Origin of the sequence: Rhodococcus kronopolitis (genome assembly GCF_042654025.1) — a bacterium.
GTDB lineage: Bacteria > Actinomycetota > Actinomycetes > Mycobacteriales > Mycobacteriaceae > Rhodococcus_G > Rhodococcus_G kronopolitis.
On sequence record NZ_JBHSFO010000001.1, the window covers coordinates 516,242 to 532,884 of the forward strand.

The following is a 16,643-nucleotide window of genomic DNA, read 5'->3' on the forward strand; positions in this document are numbered from 1 at the left end:
TGGTGGGATCCGGTGCCCGGGGGCATCGGTGAGCGGGCGGATCCGCGTCCCGGTCCCGTCATACCCGGGTAGGACGTCAGCCGCGGAGCAGGTCCTCCGGCCGCACCAGCCCCGCCTGGTAGGCGAACACCACCGCCTGCACCCGGTCCCGCGAACCCGTCTTCGAGAGCACGCGTCCCACATGGGTCTTCACCGTCGCCTCGGAGACGAAGAACTTCGACGCGATCTCGCTGTTCGAGAGCCCGTGTGCCATCGCCTCGAGCACCTCGACCTCCCGCTTGGTCAGCGCCTCCGGCAGCTGCGGACGGTCGACGGGCGTCGCCCCGGCCAGTATCGGGCCGACATGCTGGAGCAGCCTGCGCGTCGAGCGGGCTGCGATCACCGCGTCGCCCCGGTACACGGTCCGCACCGCGTCGAGCAGCTCCTCCGGCTGGGCGTCCTTGAGCAGGAACCCACTGGCGCCCGCGGAAATGGCCGCGAGCACGTACTCGTCGTTGTCGAAGGTGGTGAGCACCACCACCTTCGGGGACTGTTCCAGCCCCGCGAGCCTGCGGGTGGCCTCGATGCCGTCCATGTTCGGCATCTGCACGTCCATCAGCACCACGTCCACGGGGACCCGGGTCAGCTCGCGCAGCGCGTGCTCGCCGTCGGCGGCCTCGACGACCACGCTCATGTCCGGCTGCGAGTCGATCACCATCCGGAAACCGGCCCGCACCAACTGCTGGTCGTCGACCAGTCCGACCCGTATCGGCCCGGATTCCGTCATGTCATGTTCCTCTCGTAGGGCAGTTCGACCTGGACCCGGTAGCCGCCGCCTGCCTGCGGACCCGCCGCGAACCGGCCCCCGTGCAGTTCGACCCGCTCGCGCATCCCGATCACACCCTGCCCGCCCGCGCTCGGTGCGACCAGGGCGGCGGCGCCGCCCCGGCCGTCGTCGCCGACCGTCAGCTCCAGCGCCCGCTCACCCCACCGCTGCCCGACCGTCACCTGCGCGGCCGGGCCCGCGTGCTTGAGCACGTTGGTCAGCGACTCCTGCACGATCCGGTACGCCGTCAGTTCCGCCCCGGTGGACATCTCGTGCGCCTCGCCCTCGACCCGGTGCGTCACCGCGAGGCCGCCGCGACGCATCTCCGTGATCAGGTCGTCGATGTCGGAGACCGTGGGCGTGGAGCTGTACTCACGGGGGTCGTCCGAACGCAGCACCGACAGCAGGGCACGCATGTCGGTCAGCGCCAGCCGCCCGGTCTGCGCGATCGTCTCGAGCGCGGCGACCGCCGCGTCGGGGTCGGCCTTGGCGCTGTAGCGTCCGCCGTCGGCCTGCGCGATCACCACGGTCAGCGAGTGCGCCACGATGTCGTGCATCTCCCGCGCGATCCGGGTGCGCTCGTTGATCGCGGCGATCTCCGCCTCCTGCGCGCGCTCGAGCTCGAGCAGCCGGGCCCGTTCGGTGAGTCCCTCGAGCTCCTGGTTGCGCACCCGGCGCAGGTCCCCGAGGGCCCACACCGCGACGACGTACACGATCAGGAAGGCGATGATGAAGGCGTGGGCCTGCCAGGTGACACCCTCGCCGCCGAAGAACCGCAGGCCCGCCGCCACCACACCCAGCACGGCGGCGGCCAGGCCCCACCCGACCGCCCACCTCGGCCCGTACGCGGCGAGCGCGTACAGCGCGATCGGGACACAGATGCCGGGCAGCGCGAGATCCGTCTGGGTCCCGGCGGCCAGGTAGATCACCGAGGCCAGCGCGACCGTGAACCCGGCCGCCGCCGGGCGGGTACGACGCCAGGCCAGCGGGACGGTCAGCCCGAGCGCGATCGCCACGTCGAGCGGTCCGCTACCGACCGAGGCGGCCACGCCGAGCAGCGCCAACGCGGCGGCGACGACCCTGTCGATCCCCACTGCATGCTCGGCGCTCCAGCGGTACCAGCGCTCGCCCAGCGGGAATCGGACCATGTCGCCAGCGTAGCGACCGGACGGCGCGCCGCCCCGCCGTGACCGCGGCCGACCCCACGGACGCCAGTTCCCCGATGTCACGTCGGGTGTCCCGTGCGGAACCGAGGTGACATCGGGGAACGTGGGTGTGACGGGCCGCGGGGGCCTACCGCGACTCGCGGAACTACCCCTTGAGCAGCGCGCGGGACATGACGACCCGCTGGATCTGGTTGGTGCCCTCGTAGATCTGGGTGATCTTGGCGTCGCGCATCATCCGCTCGACCGGGAAGTCGGTGGTGTAGCCGGCGCCACCGAACAGCTGCACCGCGTCGGTGGTGACCTCCATCGCGACGTCCGACGCGAAGCACTTCGCGGCGGCCGAGATGAAGCCGAGGTTCTTCTCGCCACGCTCGGCGCGGGCCGCCGAGGTGTAGACCATCAGGCGCGCGGCCTCGATCTTCATCGCCATGTCCGCGAGCATGAACTGCACGGCCTGGTTGTCGGCGACGGGGCGGCCGAACTGCTTGCGGTCCTTGGTGTAGGCGAGCGCGGCGTCGAACGCGCCCTGGGCCAGGCCGACGGCCTGCGCACCGATGGTCGGGCGGGTGTGGTCGAGCGTCTGCAGCGCGGTCTTGAAGCCGGTGCCGGGCTCGCCGATGATGCGGTCACCCGGGATGCGGCAGTTCTCGAAGTACAGCTCCGCGGTGGGCGAGCCCTTGATGCCGAGCTTGTGCTCGAGCGCACCGACGGTGAAGCCCTCGTCGTCGACGTGCACCATGAACGAGCTGATGCCGTTGGCGCCCTTGTCGGCGTCGGTCACGGCCATCACCGTGTACCAGGCGGACTTGCCGCCGTTGGTGATCCAGCACTTGGAGCCGTTGAGGATCCAGTCGTCGCCGTCCGCCTTGGCGCGGGTGCGCATCGCGGCGGCGTCGGAGCCGGCCTCACGCTCGGACAGCGCGTAGGACGCCATCGCGTCGCCTGCGGCGATCGACGGCAGCACCTGCGCCTTGAGCTCCTCGGAGCCGTTGAGGATCAGGCCCATGGTGCCGAGCTTGTTCACGGCGGGGATCAGCGAGGACGAGCCGCAGACGCGGGCGACCTCCTCGATGACGATGCAGGTGGCGACCGAGTCGGCGCCCTGTCCGCCGAACTCCTCCGGCACGTGCACGGCGTTGAAACCGGAGTTGACGAGGGCGATCCTCGCCTCCTCGGGGAAGCGGGCCTTCTCGTCCACCTCCTTGGCGTACGGCGCGATCTCCTTCTCCGACAGCGCGCGGATCGCCGCCCGGAGCTCGTCGTGCTCGTCGGCGAGCTTGAACAGGTCGAAGTCCGGGTTTCCAGCCATCTGCAGCTCCTCTGGGAGAAATGTGGTGATCCGCCGCGACCGAAGTCCGACGCGGCACTCAGTGCCAAACTGAGGCCACTATACCCCCAACCGCCGGGAAACCCCGCGCACTACGTGCCACGGGGCGGCACCGAGTGCCAGATTTGTGCGAAGGATTGGCACGGCCCTCCGCCGCGGCGCCCGGGCCCGGGGGTCAGCGCGCCGAACCAAGCCGTTCCTGCAGCAGGTCCGCCACCCGGTTCGGCGGGGTCCCCCGCGGGAAGACCGCAACCACCATCTCGTCGGCGAACCCGGCGGCCCCCGCCGCACGGTGGACCCGCGCACGGATCTCGGCCAGCGCGGCGCGCAACTCACCCGAGGTGGCACGCACCCCGTCGCGCACCATCCGGCGCAGCAGATAGTTGTGGGTGGCGGTGACCGCGGCCGCGAACTGCACCAACTCGAGGTCCGCCTCGTCGGGCAACTCACGACGCAGGTACTCCACGAACAGCCGCTCGTAGCGGTAGCCCGTCACGAGCTCCCGGTCCCGCAGCGCCGGCACGCCCTGGACGACGGCGTAGCGCCGTTCGGCCACGTCCCGCCAGTGCGAGAACCGCTCGAACACCAGCATGGCGGCGGCACACACGGCCTGCCACGGGTCGTCGTGGTCGGCGTCGAGGTACTCGGCGGCCTGGGTCAGCAACGTCTCGTGGTCGGCGAAGACCACGTCCTCCTTCGCCCGGAACTGCCGGAAGAACGTCCGCCGCGAGATGCCTGCCGCGTCCGCGATCTCGTCGACGGTGGTGGCCTCGTAGCCCTTCTCGGCGAACAGTCGCAGCGCCTCCGTCACCACGGTGAGCCGAAACTGTGCGGGATCGTCGCTGGGCATGCGCCCACAGTAGGCGGCTCCGCCACTCGTGCGCGGTTGACGGGTCCACAGACCCGTCAACCGCGCACGAGCACCGCGGGTGCCTAGGGCGCGACCGACGACCAGTCGGCGAACCCGGTGGGGTCGTGCCTGCCGAGGCTCGCGTGCTCGAACAGGCCGGCGCCGGGCTCACCGTTGCAGGTGGCACTGGCGGAGAAGTCGCTGACGCCGAAGGGAACTCGGCCCGCGATTGCCGGGTCGGTGAGGTCGTAGACCGCGCGCTCGACCCACTTGCGGCCGCGCCACTGACCGTGCGTCCACTCGGGATCGCCGCCGTAGCCCGCGCCGACGTGCAGCGCGATCCCGGTACGCGGGGTCACCTCGATCGTCACCGGGCTGCCGTCGGCGGCCGTCAGGTGCAGGGTGGCCGCGCGGGCCCGCCGGGTGCCCGAGACGTAGTCGAACTCGACCCGCGGCCAGCCGAGCTGCTCGATCCGGCCGTCGTTCCAGACCCGGGTCGCGTCGTTGAGGGTGCGGAACCCGTCCGGGCTCTCCTGGACGATCACGATCACCGAGAACTCCTCGAACCGCAGCGGCACGTACAGCCACCAGAAGCCCTCGGACGGGTTGTCGACGAGCCGGCCCGCCGGGTCGCCGTCGCCGACCGGACGGATCCCCCACGACCGGTCGCGGGTGCCCATCCACCGGTCCGGATCGACGAGGACGTCCTCGCCGTCGACCGAGAGCACGCCCGACCAGGTGCCGGTCTGGGCGAACCTGCTCGAATCGAGCTGCGGCCGCAGCCCGTTCATCAGCAGGTGCGGCTGCTCCTGCACCGCGGGGCAGGAGCCCTCCCAGGTGAGGTCGAACCCCAGCCCGCCTGCGTCGTCGCCCTCGCAGACCACCCGCAGCCGACGCAGCGGCTCGAGCACCTCGATGCGGAAGCCGCCGACCGCCAGGTCCAGCGAACGCTCCTCGAGCGCGTCGGAGAACCGGACGGCCCACTGCCGGTCGCCCTTGCGGACGGTCGCGAAGGCGTCGGTGACACCGAGGTTCGGGTACGCCCCGAAACCGGTCACCAGGAACAGGTCACCCTCGGTGTCGAGGGCGTTGAAGTACGAGCGGTCGTAGAAGTTCTTGTCGCTGGTGGCGACCCGCGCCATCGACAGCGGGGTCTGGTGGATCGGGTACTCGTCAAGCGGCGCAGGCATGTCGACTCTCCCAGGATGGAATTCGTTGCAACGATGAACGTAAGTCCGAACGTCGCAGAATCTAACCCGGCAGAGCCGTCCCGATGCGCGAAACGGCCAACTGCCCGCCCGCGCGTCCGCGTCAGCCCAGCAGCGTGGCGCGCAGCGCCGCGTCCTTCTCCAGCACCATCGACTCGAGACCGGCCTGGAACTTCTCCATCGCCGCCCGCAGCGCCGGGTCCGACGCCCCGAGAATCCGCGCCGCCAGCAGGCCCGCGTTGCGCGCGCCGCCGATCGACACGGTCGCGACCGGGACCCCGGCAGGCATCTGCACGATCGACAGGAGCGAGTCCATCCCGTCGAGGTACTTCAGCGGCACCGGCACACCGATCACCGGCAACGCCGTCGCCGAGGCGACCATGCCGGGCAGGTGCGCGGCACCGCCTGCGCCGGCGATGATCACCTTCAGCCCGCGGTCGGCCGCCTCGCGCGCGTAGTCCAGCATCCGCTGCGGGGTGCGGTGCGCGGAGACCACGCCGACCTCGAACCGGATCCCGAACTCCGCCAGCGCCTCCGCGGCGGCCTCCATCGTCGGCCAGTCCGAGTCGCTGCCCATGATCAGGCCGACCTGGGGCCCGTTCGAAGATTCAGCCATTGTGCACATCCCATCCGTCAGTCCACTCACCGTGCGAGAGCCAGTGCGCCGCACGCTCGGCGCGCTCGCGCACCTGCGCCACGTACTCCGCGTCGTCGATCGAGCCGCCTGCCGCGCCGACCACGTTCACGTGCCCGATCTTGCGCGCGGGCCGCTCGCCCTTGCCGTACATGTGCACCTTCGCCTCCGGCATCCGGGCGAACAGGTGGTGCAGGCGCTCGTCCATGCTCATCGCCGGGGCGACCGGGGCGCCGAGCACGTTCGCCATCACCGTCACCGGCGCGTTCGGCGAGGTGTCGCCGAGCGGGTAGTCGAGCACCGCCCGCAGGTGCTGCTCGAACTGCGAGGTCCGGGCCCCGTCCTGGGTCCAGTGCCCGGAGTTGTGCGGACGCATCGCCAGCTCGTTGACGACCAGCGCGCCGTCGGTGGTCTCGAACAACTCCACCGCCATCGCCCCGACCGCACCGAGCTCGGCGGAGATCCGCAGCGCCAGCTGCTCGGCCTCGGTCGCCACCGCGGCGGGCAGGTCCGCGGCGGGCGCGATCACCACCGCGCACTGGCCGTCACGCTGGACGGTCTCCACGACCGGCCACGTGGCGCCCTGCCCGAACGGCGAGCGCGCCACCATCGCGGACAGCTCCCGGCGCATCGAGACCTTCTGCTCGACCATCAACGGCACGCCCTTGTCGAGCTGCTCGGTGACGATCGCCTCGGCCTCCTCGGCGTCGGTCGGCATCCACACGCCGCGGCCGTCGTAGCCGCCGCGGATCGCCTTCAGCACGATCTGCCAGCCGTGCTCGTCGCCGAAGCGCACCACGTCCCCGGCCCAGGTGACCTCGGCGAAGGCGGGTACCGGCACGCCCATCTCGGCGAGCCGGCGGCGCATCGCCAGCTTGTCCTGGGCGAAGATCAGCGCCGACGGCGGCGGCTGCACGTTGACGCCCTCGGAGACCAGGACCTCGAGGTGTTCGGTGGGCACGTGCTCGTGGTCGAAGGTGAGCGCATTCGACCCGACCGCGACCTTGCGCAGCGCGTCGAGGTCGGTGTGGCTGCCCAGCACCACGTCGGCGCAGACCTGCGCGGCCGGCTCGTCGGGTCCGCCGGAGAGCACCCGCAGGCTCTGGCCCAGCTCGATCGCGGACTGGTGCGTCATCCGCGCAAGCTGTCCGCCGCCGATCATTGCCACCACCGGCATGCCGGCGTCGGGGCCGCGGGGGCTGGCGGGGCGGGGCTGGGATCCGGGTTCAACGCTCACGGCTGTCAATGGTGTCATGTCCGGCGAGATGTCGGCACGGCGAGGTCGACGGCGCCTCCTCGACCCTCGCCGACACCGCGACCGCGGGTAATCCGGGGCCCGTTCGGCGTGGCAGTCGCAGGTCACACTCGACACATTCGTAGACTCATCCTTTGTGTCATTCGTCGATCGAGTAGTGAGCAACCTGCCCCAGCCCATCCGGGAGCTGGTGTTGCGCCATCACGAGCTGATCAAGTTCGCGATCGTCGGCGGCACCACGATGGTCTTCGACCTCGCGATCTTCTACTCGCTGATCTTCACCGTGCTCGAGGACAAGCCGACCGTCGCCAAGATCATCTCCGGCGTGATGGCGACGATCCTGAGCTACATCCTCAACCGCGAGTGGGCGTTCAAGCACCGCGGCGGACGCGAACGACACCACGAGGCCCTGCTGTTCTTCGCCATCAGCGGCATCGGCGTCCTGCTCGCGGCGACCCCCATGTGGATCGCCAACAACGTCTTCGACATCCGCGCGGACCAGGCGAACGTGACCAAGGTCGTGGTCATCGACTTCATCCTGAACTACATCATCGGCAACCTGATGCAGATGGTCTTCCGGTTCTGGGCACTGCGCCGCTTCGCCTTCCCCGACGAGAACGGCCGGGTGAACCCGGACACCGAGATCGAGTTCGACCCCACCCCCGAACAGCTGTCCGGGAAGTAGCCCGGCCGCGGCGGCGCGGGTCCGGTCGTCGCGGCTCCGGTCAGCGCGGCTCCACCGGTGCCCGGGTGTCCTCGCCCCGCGCCGTCGGCAGGAACATGGCGAAGGTCGCAGGCCTGCGACGCTGCAACGCCAGGCGACCGCCGTCGGCCTCGACCAGCGCCCGCGCCAGGGCCAGACCGACACCCGTTGACCCGCCGCCGGAGAACCCGCGGTCGAAGATGTACGGCACCAGGTGGTCGCTGACGCCGACGCCCTCGTCGGACACCTCCACGCACACCATCGCGCCGTTCCGCGGCTCGACACCGGGCACCATCCTGGCCATCACCGTGCAGGTGCCCGCGCCGTGCCGCAGCGCGTTGTCGACCAGCACCGCGACCGACTCCCGCAGCCTCGACGGGGTCGCCGTGGCCTGCAGGTCCGACGAGCCGCGCAGCACCAGCGACCGCCCGGCCTCCTGGAACTGCAGTTGCCACTCGGCGACCACCCCCTCGAGCTCCGCCACCACCGAGATCTGAGCGCGGTCGCCCCCGGCGTTCCGGGACGAGCGCACCAGGTCGTCGATCGCGCGGGTGAGCCGATCCACCTGGGCGAGCGCCTCGTCGGCCTCGTGGACCACGTCGGGATCCGGGTGCACGGAGAGCTCGTCGAGGCGGAGCCGAACCGCGGTCAGCCGGCTGCGCAACTGGTGCGAGACGTCGCCGACCAGCTCACGTTCCTGCTGCAGCCGGCCGGCGATCTCGATCGTGGCGGCGTCGAGCACGTCCGAGACCCGGTCGAGTTCCGGAATCCCGTGCCGGGTCGGCACGCTTCTGAAGTCGCCCTCGGCCAGCCGGGCGGCGCGGTCGGCGACGTCCTGCAACGGGTCGGCGAGCCGCCGCGCGGTGACCGAGGCCACCGCGATGCCCGTGCCGAAGGTCAGCAGCACCACCAAGCCGACCGCGGCGACCGCCTGCCGCTGCATCGTCTGCATCCGGTCCGGTGGCACCTCGAGGCGCAGCGAACCGGACTTGCCCATCGAGATCGACTCGACCAGGGGATCGTCCAGCGGCGGCGCCCCCATGTCGACGTGGGCGAACTCCCCCGTCGGCGTCGGGTAGGTCACCGAGAGCCGTCCGCCGTCCGGGATCGCCAACCGCAGCGAGTCCACCTCGAGGCCGTGCTCGATCACCCCGGCGTCGCCCTCCTGCGTGACGATCTCCGCGGCCAGCTGGGTGAGCCGGTTCTGCAGGCTGGTCCGGGAGAAGTCCTCGACCCACACCCAGCCGAGGTACATCAGCGGCAGACCCAGCAGCAGCGCGGTCAGCAGGACGACGGAGACGATGGACTGCAGGATGCGGCGGCGCACTGGTCGAGCCCGTCGCTCAGGCGTTGTTGAAGCGGAATCCGACGCCGCGGACGGTCGCGATGCGACGCTCCGCGATCGGCCCCTCGTCGCCGATCTTCCGGCGCAGCCACGACATGTGCATGTCCAGCGTCTTCGATCCGCGCAGGTCCGCGTCGCCCCACACCTCGTGCAGGATGACGTCCCGGGAGACCACCTCGCCCGCCCGGTCGATGAGCACCTTGAGCAGCTCGTACTCCTTGTTGGCCAGGGAGATCTCCGTGCCGCCGACCAGCACCCGACGGGCGGCCGCCTCGAGCCTGACGTCGCCGACCTCGACCACCGAGTCGTCGCTGTTGCCGCCGCGCCGCATCAGGGCGCGCACCCGCGCCATCAGCTCCGCCAGCCGGAACGGCTTGCCGACGTAGTCGTCGGCGCCCGCGTCGAGTCCGACCACGAAGTCCACCTCGTCCGCGCGGGCGGTGAGCATCAGGACCGCCAGGGTCGAGCCCTTCGCGCGCAGCTGACGGCACACCTCGAGGCCGTCGATCCCGGGCAGCCCGAGATCGAGGATCAGCAGGCTGAAGGACCCGCCGAGTGCCATCTCCAGCGTCTTGGGGCCGGTCTCGGCGACGGTAACGGTGTAGCCCTCGCGGCTGAGCGCGCGGGCGAGCGGCGTGGCGATGGCCTCGTCGTCCTCGGCAAGTAGTACGGCAGTCACGGCACCACAGTACGGAGCCAAGCGGCAGTTGCCACCGCTCAGCCGAATTCGAACCCGCCACCGCGATTCTCGTCGCTCCCGTTCGCCCCGGGTTGCGGCGTCGTCGCGTCGAACACCTGGTGGTAGAGCAGCGAGTGCACCCGCTGCACGTCCGGGATGTCGTCGAACTCCAACGGCTCGTCGGCGGACGAGACCACCACGAGCGTGCCGGTCCGCAGCATCCGGTCGAGCAGTCCGTGCCGGAACTGCACGCTGCTGATCCGGCTCGTCGGGATGTCGACACCGGTGTGGGCGAAGACGCCGCGCCGGATCAGCACCCGCCGGTCGGTGACGAGGAAGTGCGTCGACTTCCAGCTGAGCAGCGGGCGGACACAGCGCCAGCCCACGGCCGCGAGCCAGAGACCGAGGATCACCAGCAGGGCCGCGGTGCGGGCCGACCCGTCCAGCCGGGACTCGGCGAGGCCGGCGAGGAACCCGGCGACGGCCGTCGCGAGGAGGAACGTGATCGCAGGCAGCACCAGCATCTTCCAGTGCGGGTGCCGGTGCAGCAGCAGTTCCTCGTCCGCGGCGAGCGCGTCGTCCGGATATCCCATGCGCGAAATTGTGCCACCTATGCGCGGCCGGAGACCGTGCCCTCCACGACCGGCTCGGCCGCGTCCTCCGCCGGGTCCACGGCCGCGTCCTGCACGGCATCCGCGACGTCCGACTGCGCCTCCGCCTGCAGCGCGGCGGCGCGCTCCGCCGCCTCCTGTTCCGCGGTCGTCAGCTCCTCCGGGGTCGGCGGGGACCCGGAGATCAGCGCGTTCGCCCACCGCGTCGACGGGTCGATGTCGAGCAGCAGGGCCTTCACCAGCAGGGTCATCGGGATCGCCAGCAGCGCACCCAACGGGCCGAGCACCCAGCCCCAGAACACCAGCGCCAGGAAGGTGAGCGTCACCGACAGCCCGACCGCGTCGCCGACGAACTTCGGCTGGATCACCGACTGGATGATCACGTTGATCACGCTGTAGACCACGATCACCCAGAGCATCAGCACCGGACCGCCCTGGAGCAGGGCGATCAGCGCGGGCGGGACCAGGCCCACCACGAACCCGACGTTCGGGATGTAGTTCGTGATGAAGGCGAGCAGGCCCCACAGGATCGGCAGCGGAATCCCCATGGCCCACAACGCGGCCGCGTCGATGACCGCGACGATCAGGCCGAACACGGTCGAGACGATCAGGTAGCTGCGGGTGCCGCCGGCGAACGAGGTGAACGCGTAGGCGATGTCGGGTCGTGAGTACGCGACGGCCCGCATCCGCTCGCCGAACGAACTCGCGTCGAACGCCATGAAGATCAGCAGCGCGAGGATGAAGAAGAGGTTCGAGAACACCCCCAGCAGCCCGACCAGGATGTCGTTGACCAGCCCCACCGCCTTGCCGAAGTCGACGTGGGACAGGGCCTTGTCGACCTGGTCGGAACCGATGTCGAAGCCGGCGAGCCAGCCCTGCACGTCCGCCAGCAGTTGTTCGGCCTTGTCCGCGTAGTCGGGTAGCAGCGTGGCCAGCTGCGCGATCGAGATCGCGAGCGAGGCGACCAGCCCCAGCAGGATGAGGTTGACGGTGGTGAGCGTCGCGATGACGGCGACCCACTTGGGAGCACCCTTGCGCTGCAGCCAGTTTCCCAGCGGTTGCACCGCGACAACCAGCATCAGGGCCAGGAAGACCGGGCCGACGATACCGGCGAAGGCCCGAACGCCCGCGATCGCGACCACCGCCCCCGCCATCCCGAGCAGCACGACCACCCCGCGGGGCAGCACCGCAGGCGGGGCGGGCGGAGCGGGTGACGCCTTCACTTCCACACCGTCGCCCGGGCCGCGACACCCGGCAGCAGGCCGAGAATCGGCAGCCCGACGGCCAGGTGGACCACGCTGGTGGCGATCCGGTCGCCGGTGACGGCGTCGTAGGCGAACGGCAGCACCGCCGCAGCAAGGGTGATCAGGCCGACGATCCAGCCGAAGAACGTGTCCCCGCCCGGCGTCGTAGCCGACAGCACCTGCAGCAGGGCCGCGGCGAGAAGCGCCGCGACGAAACCGAGGACGGCGAACCGGACCGAGACGGTGAGGTCGGGCAGCCACGGAGGTGCGAGCGGGTCCAGTCCGAACACCCGCACGATCAGGGTGACCACCAGCGCGGTCAGCGCGGTGACCAGTGCAGCGGCGATGGCACCGGACCAGAACTTGCCGGCGGCGATGCCGCGGGTGCGGGCTCCCGGCGCTCCGGAATAGGTCGTCAAATGAGTTGTCCTTACCTCGGCCACTGAATGCGTACCGAAGATTCGCACCGCGTCGGACCGGGCGGCATCACCCACGACGGATGACTTCGCAGACGGCCTAAGTCACCCCCCACGGATGAGGTCCGGCCTGCGGCGACGCCCGCACAATTCTTGCGAAGCGCACCATGCTCATCATTCGCCACGACACGACGAGAGGAACCAGCCATGACGGACCATTCGGCTACCCACCAGGCTGAGAGCACTGTCAAACAAGGTTTCGCGGCAGGCGCGACCATCGCCGCCGCAGTTCTGTTGATGACGGTCGGCATCCTGCAGCTGTTCCAGGGCATCTCCGCCGTCGCCAAGGACGAGCTCCTGGTGGTCGGCCCCGAGTACGCCTACCAGTTCGACGTCAGCACCTGGGGCTGGATCCACATCGTGGTCGGCATCCTGATCGCGCTGACCGGCCTCGCGCTGCTCAGCGGCGCCACCTGGGCGCGGGTCACCGCGATCGTGCTGGCAGCGCTGTCGATCATCGCCAACTTCATGTGGCTGCCGTACTACCCGCTGTGGTCGATCCTCATCATCGCGCTCGACGTCGTGGTGATCTGGGCAGTGACCACCTGGGACAACGACCGCTACTGAGACTGACACGCACGAACGCGAGCAGGGGCGCGGACCGAGCCGGTCCGCGCCCCTGCTCGCGTTCGTCCCGCGCGATCAGTCTCGCGGACGCAGGTGGGTGACGTCGCCCGCCGAGACCACCACCGGCTCGCCGCCGTCGTCCGGCGCGACCACCAGCCGCCCCTGCTCGTCGACATCGGACGCCACGCCGACGAGCACGCGCTCGCCGGGCAGCGTCACCCGGACCGGCTGCCCGATCGTCCCGCAGCGGGCCCGGTAGGCGGCCGCGAGCGACTCGGTGGACCAGCCGTCCGCGTGCCACGCGTTCCACTGGGCCGCGAGCTCGCGGAGCACCGCCCGCAGGACGGTGTCCCGGTACGTGGTGGCCGCGCCGGCCAGGGCCAGCGAGGTCGCCGTCGGCACCGGGAGCTCGTCCTGCGTGAGGGTGACGTTGAGCCCGACGCCGACCACCACCGCGGGCACCGGCGCCGTCTGGGCCACCTCGGCCAGGATGCCCGCCACCTTGCGGCCACCGATGAGGACGTCGTTGGGCCACTTCAGCTTCGCGTCCACCTCCGCGACCGTGCGCAGCGCGTCGACCACGGCCACCCCGGTGAGCAGCGGGAGCCACCCGAGCCTGGCGACGTCGAGCCCGGGCATCCGCAGCAGCACCGACACCGCGAGCGCCGAGCGCGGCGGCGCCTCCCAGACCCGCGCGTGCCTGCCCCGGCCGTGGCCCTGGAACTCGGCCACCAGCACGGCGCGGTCGAGCGCCGTGTCGGCGGCGCGTGCGAGCAGGTCGGCGTTGGTCGAACCGGTCTCGGCGACCACGTCCAGGCTCGAGTAGAAGGCGCGGGGGTCGTCTCCGGGCGAGTCGCCCACCAGCGCCCGGCGCAGCGCGTCCACGCCGAGCGGCGGGCGGTTCAGGTCGGTGTACATGGAGCCGAGCCTATGGCCCGAACCCGCGCCGACGCGACCCGTCGACCGCACCGCGAATACCCGCCGGGTTTTGTACTCGCCAGTAGCTTGAGTTCACCGGGCGCACTCAAGCTGACCTCGTTCGACGAGCCCCCGTGCCCTCTGGATAAACTCACGCACATGACGAGTGTCCAGGACCCCACCGCGCACGCGGCTTCGAGCGCCCCTGATATCCACACGACCGCAGGAAAGCTTGCCGACCTGCATCGACGCCAGGCCGAAGCCAAGATTCCGAGCGGCGAGGCCGCCGTCGAGCGCGTGCACGCCAAGGGGAAGCTGACCGCCCGCGAACGGATCACCGCGCTGCTCGACGAGGGCTCCTTCGTCGAGCTCGACGCCCTCGCCCGGCACCGCAGCGTGAACTTCGGTCTCGCTGACAACCGCCCCGCCGGCGACGGCGTCGTCACCGGCTACGGCACGGTCGACGGCCGCGACGTCTGCGTGTTCAGCCAGGACGCCACCGTCTTCGGCGGCAGCCTCGGCGAGATCTACGGCGAGAAGATCGTCAAGGTCATGGACCTCGCCCTGAAGACCGGCCGCCCGCTCGTCGGCATCAACGAGGGCGCAGGCGCGCGCATCCAGGAGGGCGTCGTCTCGCTCGGCCTGTACGGCGAGATCTTCCACCGCAACGTCCAGGCGTCCGGCGTCATCCCGCAGATCTCGCTGATCATGGGACCGGCCGCCGGCGGCCACGTCTACTCCCCCGCCCTCACCGACTTCGTCGTGATGGTCGACCAGACCTCGCAGATGTTCGTCACCGGCCCCGACGTGATCAAGACCGTCACCGGCGAGGACGTCACCATGGAGGACCTGGGCGGCGCCCACACCCACATGGTCAAGTCCGGTGTCGCGCACTACGTCGCCTCCGGCGAGCAGGACGCGCTCGACTACGTCAAGGACCTGCTGGGCTACCTCCCGAGCAACAACCAGGCCGCGGCACCGCGCCTGGCGCCGTCCGACCCGATCTCCGGCGCCATCGAGGACTCGCTGACCCCCGAGGACCTCGAGCTGGACACGATCATCCCGGACTCGGCGAACCAGCCGTACGACATGCACGAGGTCATCCGCCGCCTGCTCGACGACGACGAGTTCCTCGAGGTGCAGGCCGAGCGCGCGATGAACATCATCGTCGGCTTCGGTCGCGTGGACGGCCGCAGCGTCGGCATCGTCGCGAACCAGCCGATCCAGTCGGCCGGCTGCCTCGACATCGACGCCTCCGAGAAGGCCGCGCGGTTCGTGCGCACCTGCGACGCGTTCAACGTCCCGATCATCACCCTGGTCGACGTGCCCGGCTTCCTGCCCGGCACCGACCAGGAGTACAACGGCATCATCCGCCGCGGCGCGAAGCTGCTCTACGCCTACGGCGAGGCGACGGTCGGCAAGATCACCGTCATCACCCGCAAGGCGTACGGCGGAGCGTACGACGTCATGGGCTCCAAGCACATGGGCGCCGACGTGAACCTGGCGTGGCCGACCGCGCAGATCGCCGTCATGGGCGCCTCCGGCGCCGTCGGCTTCGTCTACCGCAAGCAGCTCAAGGATGCCGCCGCCTCCGGCGCCGATGTCGACGCGCTGCGCCTGGAGCTGCAGAACGAGTACGAGGACACCCTGGTGAACCCGTACGTCGCGGCCGAGCGTGGCTACGTCGACGCGGTCATCCCGCCGTCGCACACCCGCGGCCAGATCGTCGCCGCCCTGCGCCTGCTCGAGCGCAAGATGGTGACGCTGCCGCCCAAGAAGCATGGGAACATCCCGCTGTGACGACTACGACAGGCAACATCTTGACTGACGACATCCTGAGCGAGACCGCACTCGAGGCCGTCGAGGTGCTCTCCGAGGCCGCCGCGGCGGTCGACGCCGCCGCGGCGGACTCACGGACGCCGTTCCTCACGGTGGTCAAGGGTTCCCCGACGGACGTCGACGTGGCCGCGATGGTCGCCGTGTTCGCGTCCGCGGCCGCCGCCGCGGACGGCGCGGTGGAGGACACCACGCCGGACCGTTGGGGTGAGCCGGTGCGGATGCACCGCAACCGCGCTCCGTTCTCGCCGTACGCGTTCCAGAACCTGGCGTGACCCGGCTCGTCCTCGCCTCGGCCTCGCCTGCGCGGTTGACCGTACTGCGCAAGGCGGGGATCGAGCCGCACGTGCACGTCTCCGGGGTCGACGAGGACGCGATCCAAGCCGCGCTCGGACCCCGGGCCGCTCCCGAGCACGTCGTCACGGAGCTGGCCCGGGCGAAGGCGTCGGCGGTCCTGCCGGACCTGCCCGCCGAGATCGTCGCGGACGCCGTGGTGATCGGCTGCGACTCGATGCTGCTGATCGACGGCGAGCTGCAGGGCAAGCCGCACACCGCGGCGATCGCCCGGGAGCGCTGGCGGTCCATGGCGGGCCGCAGCGGCACCCTGCTGACCGGGCACTGCGTGCTCCGGGTCCGCGACGGCCGACCGGTCGGCGAGGCCAGCGCCGACTGCGCGACGGTGGTGCACTTCGGCACCCCCTCCGGCGACGATCTCGAGGCCTACCTCGAGTCCGGCGAGCCGATGCAGGTCGCGGGGGCGTTCACCCTCGACGGCCTCGGTGGCTGGTTCGTCGACCGGATCGAGGGCGACCCGTCCAGCGTGATCGGCATCGGCCTGCCGCTGGTGCGGCGTCTGCTCGGTGAACTGGGCGTCGGCATCTCCGAACTCTGGGCCGCGAGCCCCGCACGCTGACGCCGCCGCGCCGGCCGAACACCCACCGCACCACCAACTGAAGTCGCCCGCCGACACCGCAACTGCGGTGTCGGCGGGCGACTTTCGTGTCCCGGCTGGCCCTCCC

General features: G+C 70.8%; 18 protein-coding genes. 5 read left to right on the top strand and 13 right to left on the bottom strand.

The annotated features are described in order from the left end of the window. Positions 1–76: 76 nt before the first annotated feature. The 7 genes from ACFO6S_RS02375 to ACFO6S_RS02405 form a co-directional block, all read right to left on the bottom strand. The gene (locus ACFO6S_RS02375) at positions 77–766 is read right to left on the bottom strand and encodes a response regulator (RefSeq protein WP_378413739.1); all 690 of its coding nucleotides are present in this window, start codon (positions 764–766) and stop codon (positions 77–79) included. Further along, positions 763–1,953, bottom strand: coding sequence for a sensor histidine kinase (locus ACFO6S_RS02380; protein ID WP_378413741.1), 1,191 nt, complete (start codon positions 1,951–1,953; stop codon positions 763–765). Before ACFO6S_RS02380 ends, ACFO6S_RS02375 begins: the two co-directional genes overlap by 4 nt. A 163-nt stretch (positions 1,954–2,116) precedes the next feature. After that, positions 2,117–3,280, bottom strand: coding sequence for an acyl-CoA dehydrogenase (locus tag ACFO6S_RS02385; RefSeq protein ID WP_378413743.1), 1,164 nt, complete (start codon positions 3,278–3,280; stop codon positions 2,117–2,119). Between the two features lie 193 nt (positions 3,281–3,473). Then, entirely contained in the window at positions 3,474–4,148 is a 675-nt protein-coding gene (locus tag ACFO6S_RS02390; protein ID WP_378413745.1) for a TetR family transcriptional regulator, read from the bottom strand. An 83-nt stretch (positions 4,149–4,231) separates the two neighbouring features. Continuing rightward, a complete protein-coding gene (locus tag ACFO6S_RS02395) occupies positions 4,232–5,338 on the bottom strand; it encodes an Rv3169 family protein (RefSeq protein ID WP_378413747.1) in 1,107 nt (368 codons plus the stop codon). A gap of 121 nt (positions 5,339–5,459) precedes the next feature. Continuing rightward, on the bottom strand, positions 5,460–5,972 hold the full coding sequence (gene purE, locus ACFO6S_RS02400; protein WP_378413749.1) for a 5-(carboxyamino)imidazole ribonucleotide mutase: 513 nt from the start codon (positions 5,970–5,972) through the stop codon (positions 5,460–5,462). Next, complete coding sequence (locus tag ACFO6S_RS02405) at positions 5,965–7,245, bottom strand: 5-(carboxyamino)imidazole ribonucleotide synthase (RefSeq protein WP_378413751.1); 1,281 nt, start codon at positions 7,243–7,245, stop codon at positions 5,965–5,967. The genes purE and ACFO6S_RS02405 overlap by 8 nt, the downstream gene beginning before the upstream one ends. Before the next feature lie 136 nt (positions 7,246–7,381). On the opposite strand from ACFO6S_RS02405, the gene ACFO6S_RS02410 reads away from it, so the two are divergent. Further along, positions 7,382–7,930 (top strand): GtrA family protein, encoded by a 549-nt coding sequence (locus ACFO6S_RS02410; protein ID WP_378413753.1) that lies wholly within the window; start codon positions 7,382–7,384, stop codon positions 7,928–7,930. A gap of 40 nt (positions 7,931–7,970) precedes the next feature. Here ACFO6S_RS02410 and ACFO6S_RS02415 read toward each other — a convergent pair whose 3' ends face one another. Genes ACFO6S_RS02415 through ACFO6S_RS02435 form a run of 5 tightly spaced genes read right to left on the bottom strand, consistent with a single transcriptional unit; the run spans position 7,971 to position 12,246 of the window. Beyond that, a complete protein-coding gene (locus tag ACFO6S_RS02415) occupies positions 7,971–9,275 on the bottom strand; it encodes a sensor histidine kinase (RefSeq protein WP_378413755.1) in 1,305 nt (434 codons plus the stop codon). A gap of 16 nt (positions 9,276–9,291) precedes the next feature. Further along, positions 9,292–9,972, bottom strand: a complete 681-nt coding sequence (locus ACFO6S_RS02420; RefSeq protein ID WP_378413758.1) for a response regulator transcription factor — start codon at positions 9,970–9,972, stop codon at positions 9,292–9,294. Between the two features lie 38 nt (positions 9,973–10,010). Then, positions 10,011–10,565, bottom strand: a complete 555-nt coding sequence (locus ACFO6S_RS02425) for a PH domain-containing protein (protein ID WP_378413761.1) — start codon at positions 10,563–10,565, stop codon at positions 10,011–10,013. A 17-nt stretch (positions 10,566–10,582) separates the two neighbouring features. Continuing rightward, the gene (locus ACFO6S_RS02430; RefSeq protein WP_378413763.1) at positions 10,583–11,806 is read right to left on the bottom strand and encodes an AI-2E family transporter; all 1,224 of its coding nucleotides are present in this window, start codon (positions 11,804–11,806) and stop codon (positions 10,583–10,585) included. Then, positions 11,803–12,246, bottom strand: a complete 444-nt coding sequence (locus ACFO6S_RS02435; RefSeq protein WP_378413764.1) for a DUF6069 family protein — start codon at positions 12,244–12,246, stop codon at positions 11,803–11,805. Before ACFO6S_RS02435 ends, ACFO6S_RS02430 begins: the two co-directional genes overlap by 4 nt. A gap of 204 nt (positions 12,247–12,450) precedes the next feature. Between ACFO6S_RS02435 and ACFO6S_RS02440 the strand changes: the two genes are divergently transcribed. Further along, entirely contained in the window at positions 12,451–12,870 is a 420-nt protein-coding gene (locus tag ACFO6S_RS02440; protein ID WP_378413766.1) for a DUF7144 family membrane protein, read from the top strand. A gap of 75 nt (positions 12,871–12,945) precedes the next feature. On the opposite strand, the gene ACFO6S_RS02445 is transcribed toward ACFO6S_RS02440, so the two are convergent. Then, entirely contained in the window at positions 12,946–13,788 is an 843-nt protein-coding gene (locus ACFO6S_RS02445; protein ID WP_378413767.1) for a biotin--[acetyl-CoA-carboxylase] ligase, read from the bottom strand. 159 nt (positions 13,789–13,947) lie between these two features. Between ACFO6S_RS02445 and ACFO6S_RS02450 the strand changes: the two genes are divergently transcribed. Genes ACFO6S_RS02450 through ACFO6S_RS02460 form a run of 3 tightly spaced genes read left to right on the top strand, consistent with a single transcriptional unit; the run spans position 13,948 to position 16,537 of the window. After that, positions 13,948–15,588, top strand: a complete 1,641-nt coding sequence (locus ACFO6S_RS02450; RefSeq protein WP_378413769.1) for an acyl-CoA carboxylase subunit beta — start codon at positions 13,948–13,950, stop codon at positions 15,586–15,588. A gap of 20 nt (positions 15,589–15,608) precedes the next feature. Continuing rightward, positions 15,609–15,899, top strand: a complete 291-nt coding sequence (locus ACFO6S_RS02455; RefSeq protein ID WP_378413771.1) for an acyl-CoA carboxylase epsilon subunit — start codon at positions 15,609–15,611, stop codon at positions 15,897–15,899. Beyond that, positions 15,896–16,537 carry a Maf family protein gene (locus tag ACFO6S_RS02460; RefSeq protein WP_378413772.1) on the top strand — a complete coding sequence of 214 codons (642 nt, stop codon included), beginning with the start codon at positions 15,896–15,898 and terminating at the stop codon, positions 16,535–16,537. Before ACFO6S_RS02455 ends, ACFO6S_RS02460 begins: the two co-directional genes overlap by 4 nt. Positions 16,538–16,643: the final 106 nt, after the last annotated feature.

Coding starts and splice junctions, on each gene's coding strand:
- ACFO6S_RS02440 (WP_378413766.1), top strand. CDS start 12,451: ATGACGGACCATTCGGCTACCCACCAGGCTGAGAGCACTGTCAAACAA.
- ACFO6S_RS02395 (WP_378413747.1), bottom strand. CDS start 5,338: ATGCCTGCGCCGCTTGACGAGTACCCGATCCACCAGACCCCGCTGTCG.
- ACFO6S_RS02375 (WP_378413739.1), bottom strand. CDS start 766: ATGACGGAATCCGGGCCGATACGGGTCGGACTGGTCGACGACCAGCAG.
- ACFO6S_RS02450 (WP_378413769.1), top strand. CDS start 13,948: ATGACGAGTGTCCAGGACCCCACCGCGCACGCGGCTTCGAGCGCCCCT.
- ACFO6S_RS02405 (WP_378413751.1), bottom strand. CDS start 7,245: ATGACACCATTGACAGCCGTGAGCGTTGAACCCGGATCCCAGCCCCGC.
- ACFO6S_RS02385 (WP_378413743.1), bottom strand. CDS start 3,280: ATGGCTGGAAACCCGGACTTCGACCTGTTCAAGCTCGCCGACGAGCAC.
- ACFO6S_RS02380 (WP_378413741.1), bottom strand. CDS start 1,953: ATGGTCCGATTCCCGCTGGGCGAGCGCTGGTACCGCTGGAGCGCCGAG.
- ACFO6S_RS02390 (WP_378413745.1), bottom strand. CDS start 4,148: ATGCCCAGCGACGATCCCGCACAGTTTCGGCTCACCGTGGTGACGGAG.
- ACFO6S_RS02445 (WP_378413767.1), bottom strand. CDS start 13,788: ATGTACACCGACCTGAACCGCCCGCCGCTCGGCGTGGACGCGCTGCGC.
- ACFO6S_RS02425 (WP_378413761.1), bottom strand. CDS start 10,565: ATGGGATATCCGGACGACGCGCTCGCCGCGGACGAGGAACTGCTGCTG.
- purE (WP_378413749.1), bottom strand. CDS start 5,972: ATGGCTGAATCTTCGAACGGGCCCCAGGTCGGCCTGATCATGGGCAGC.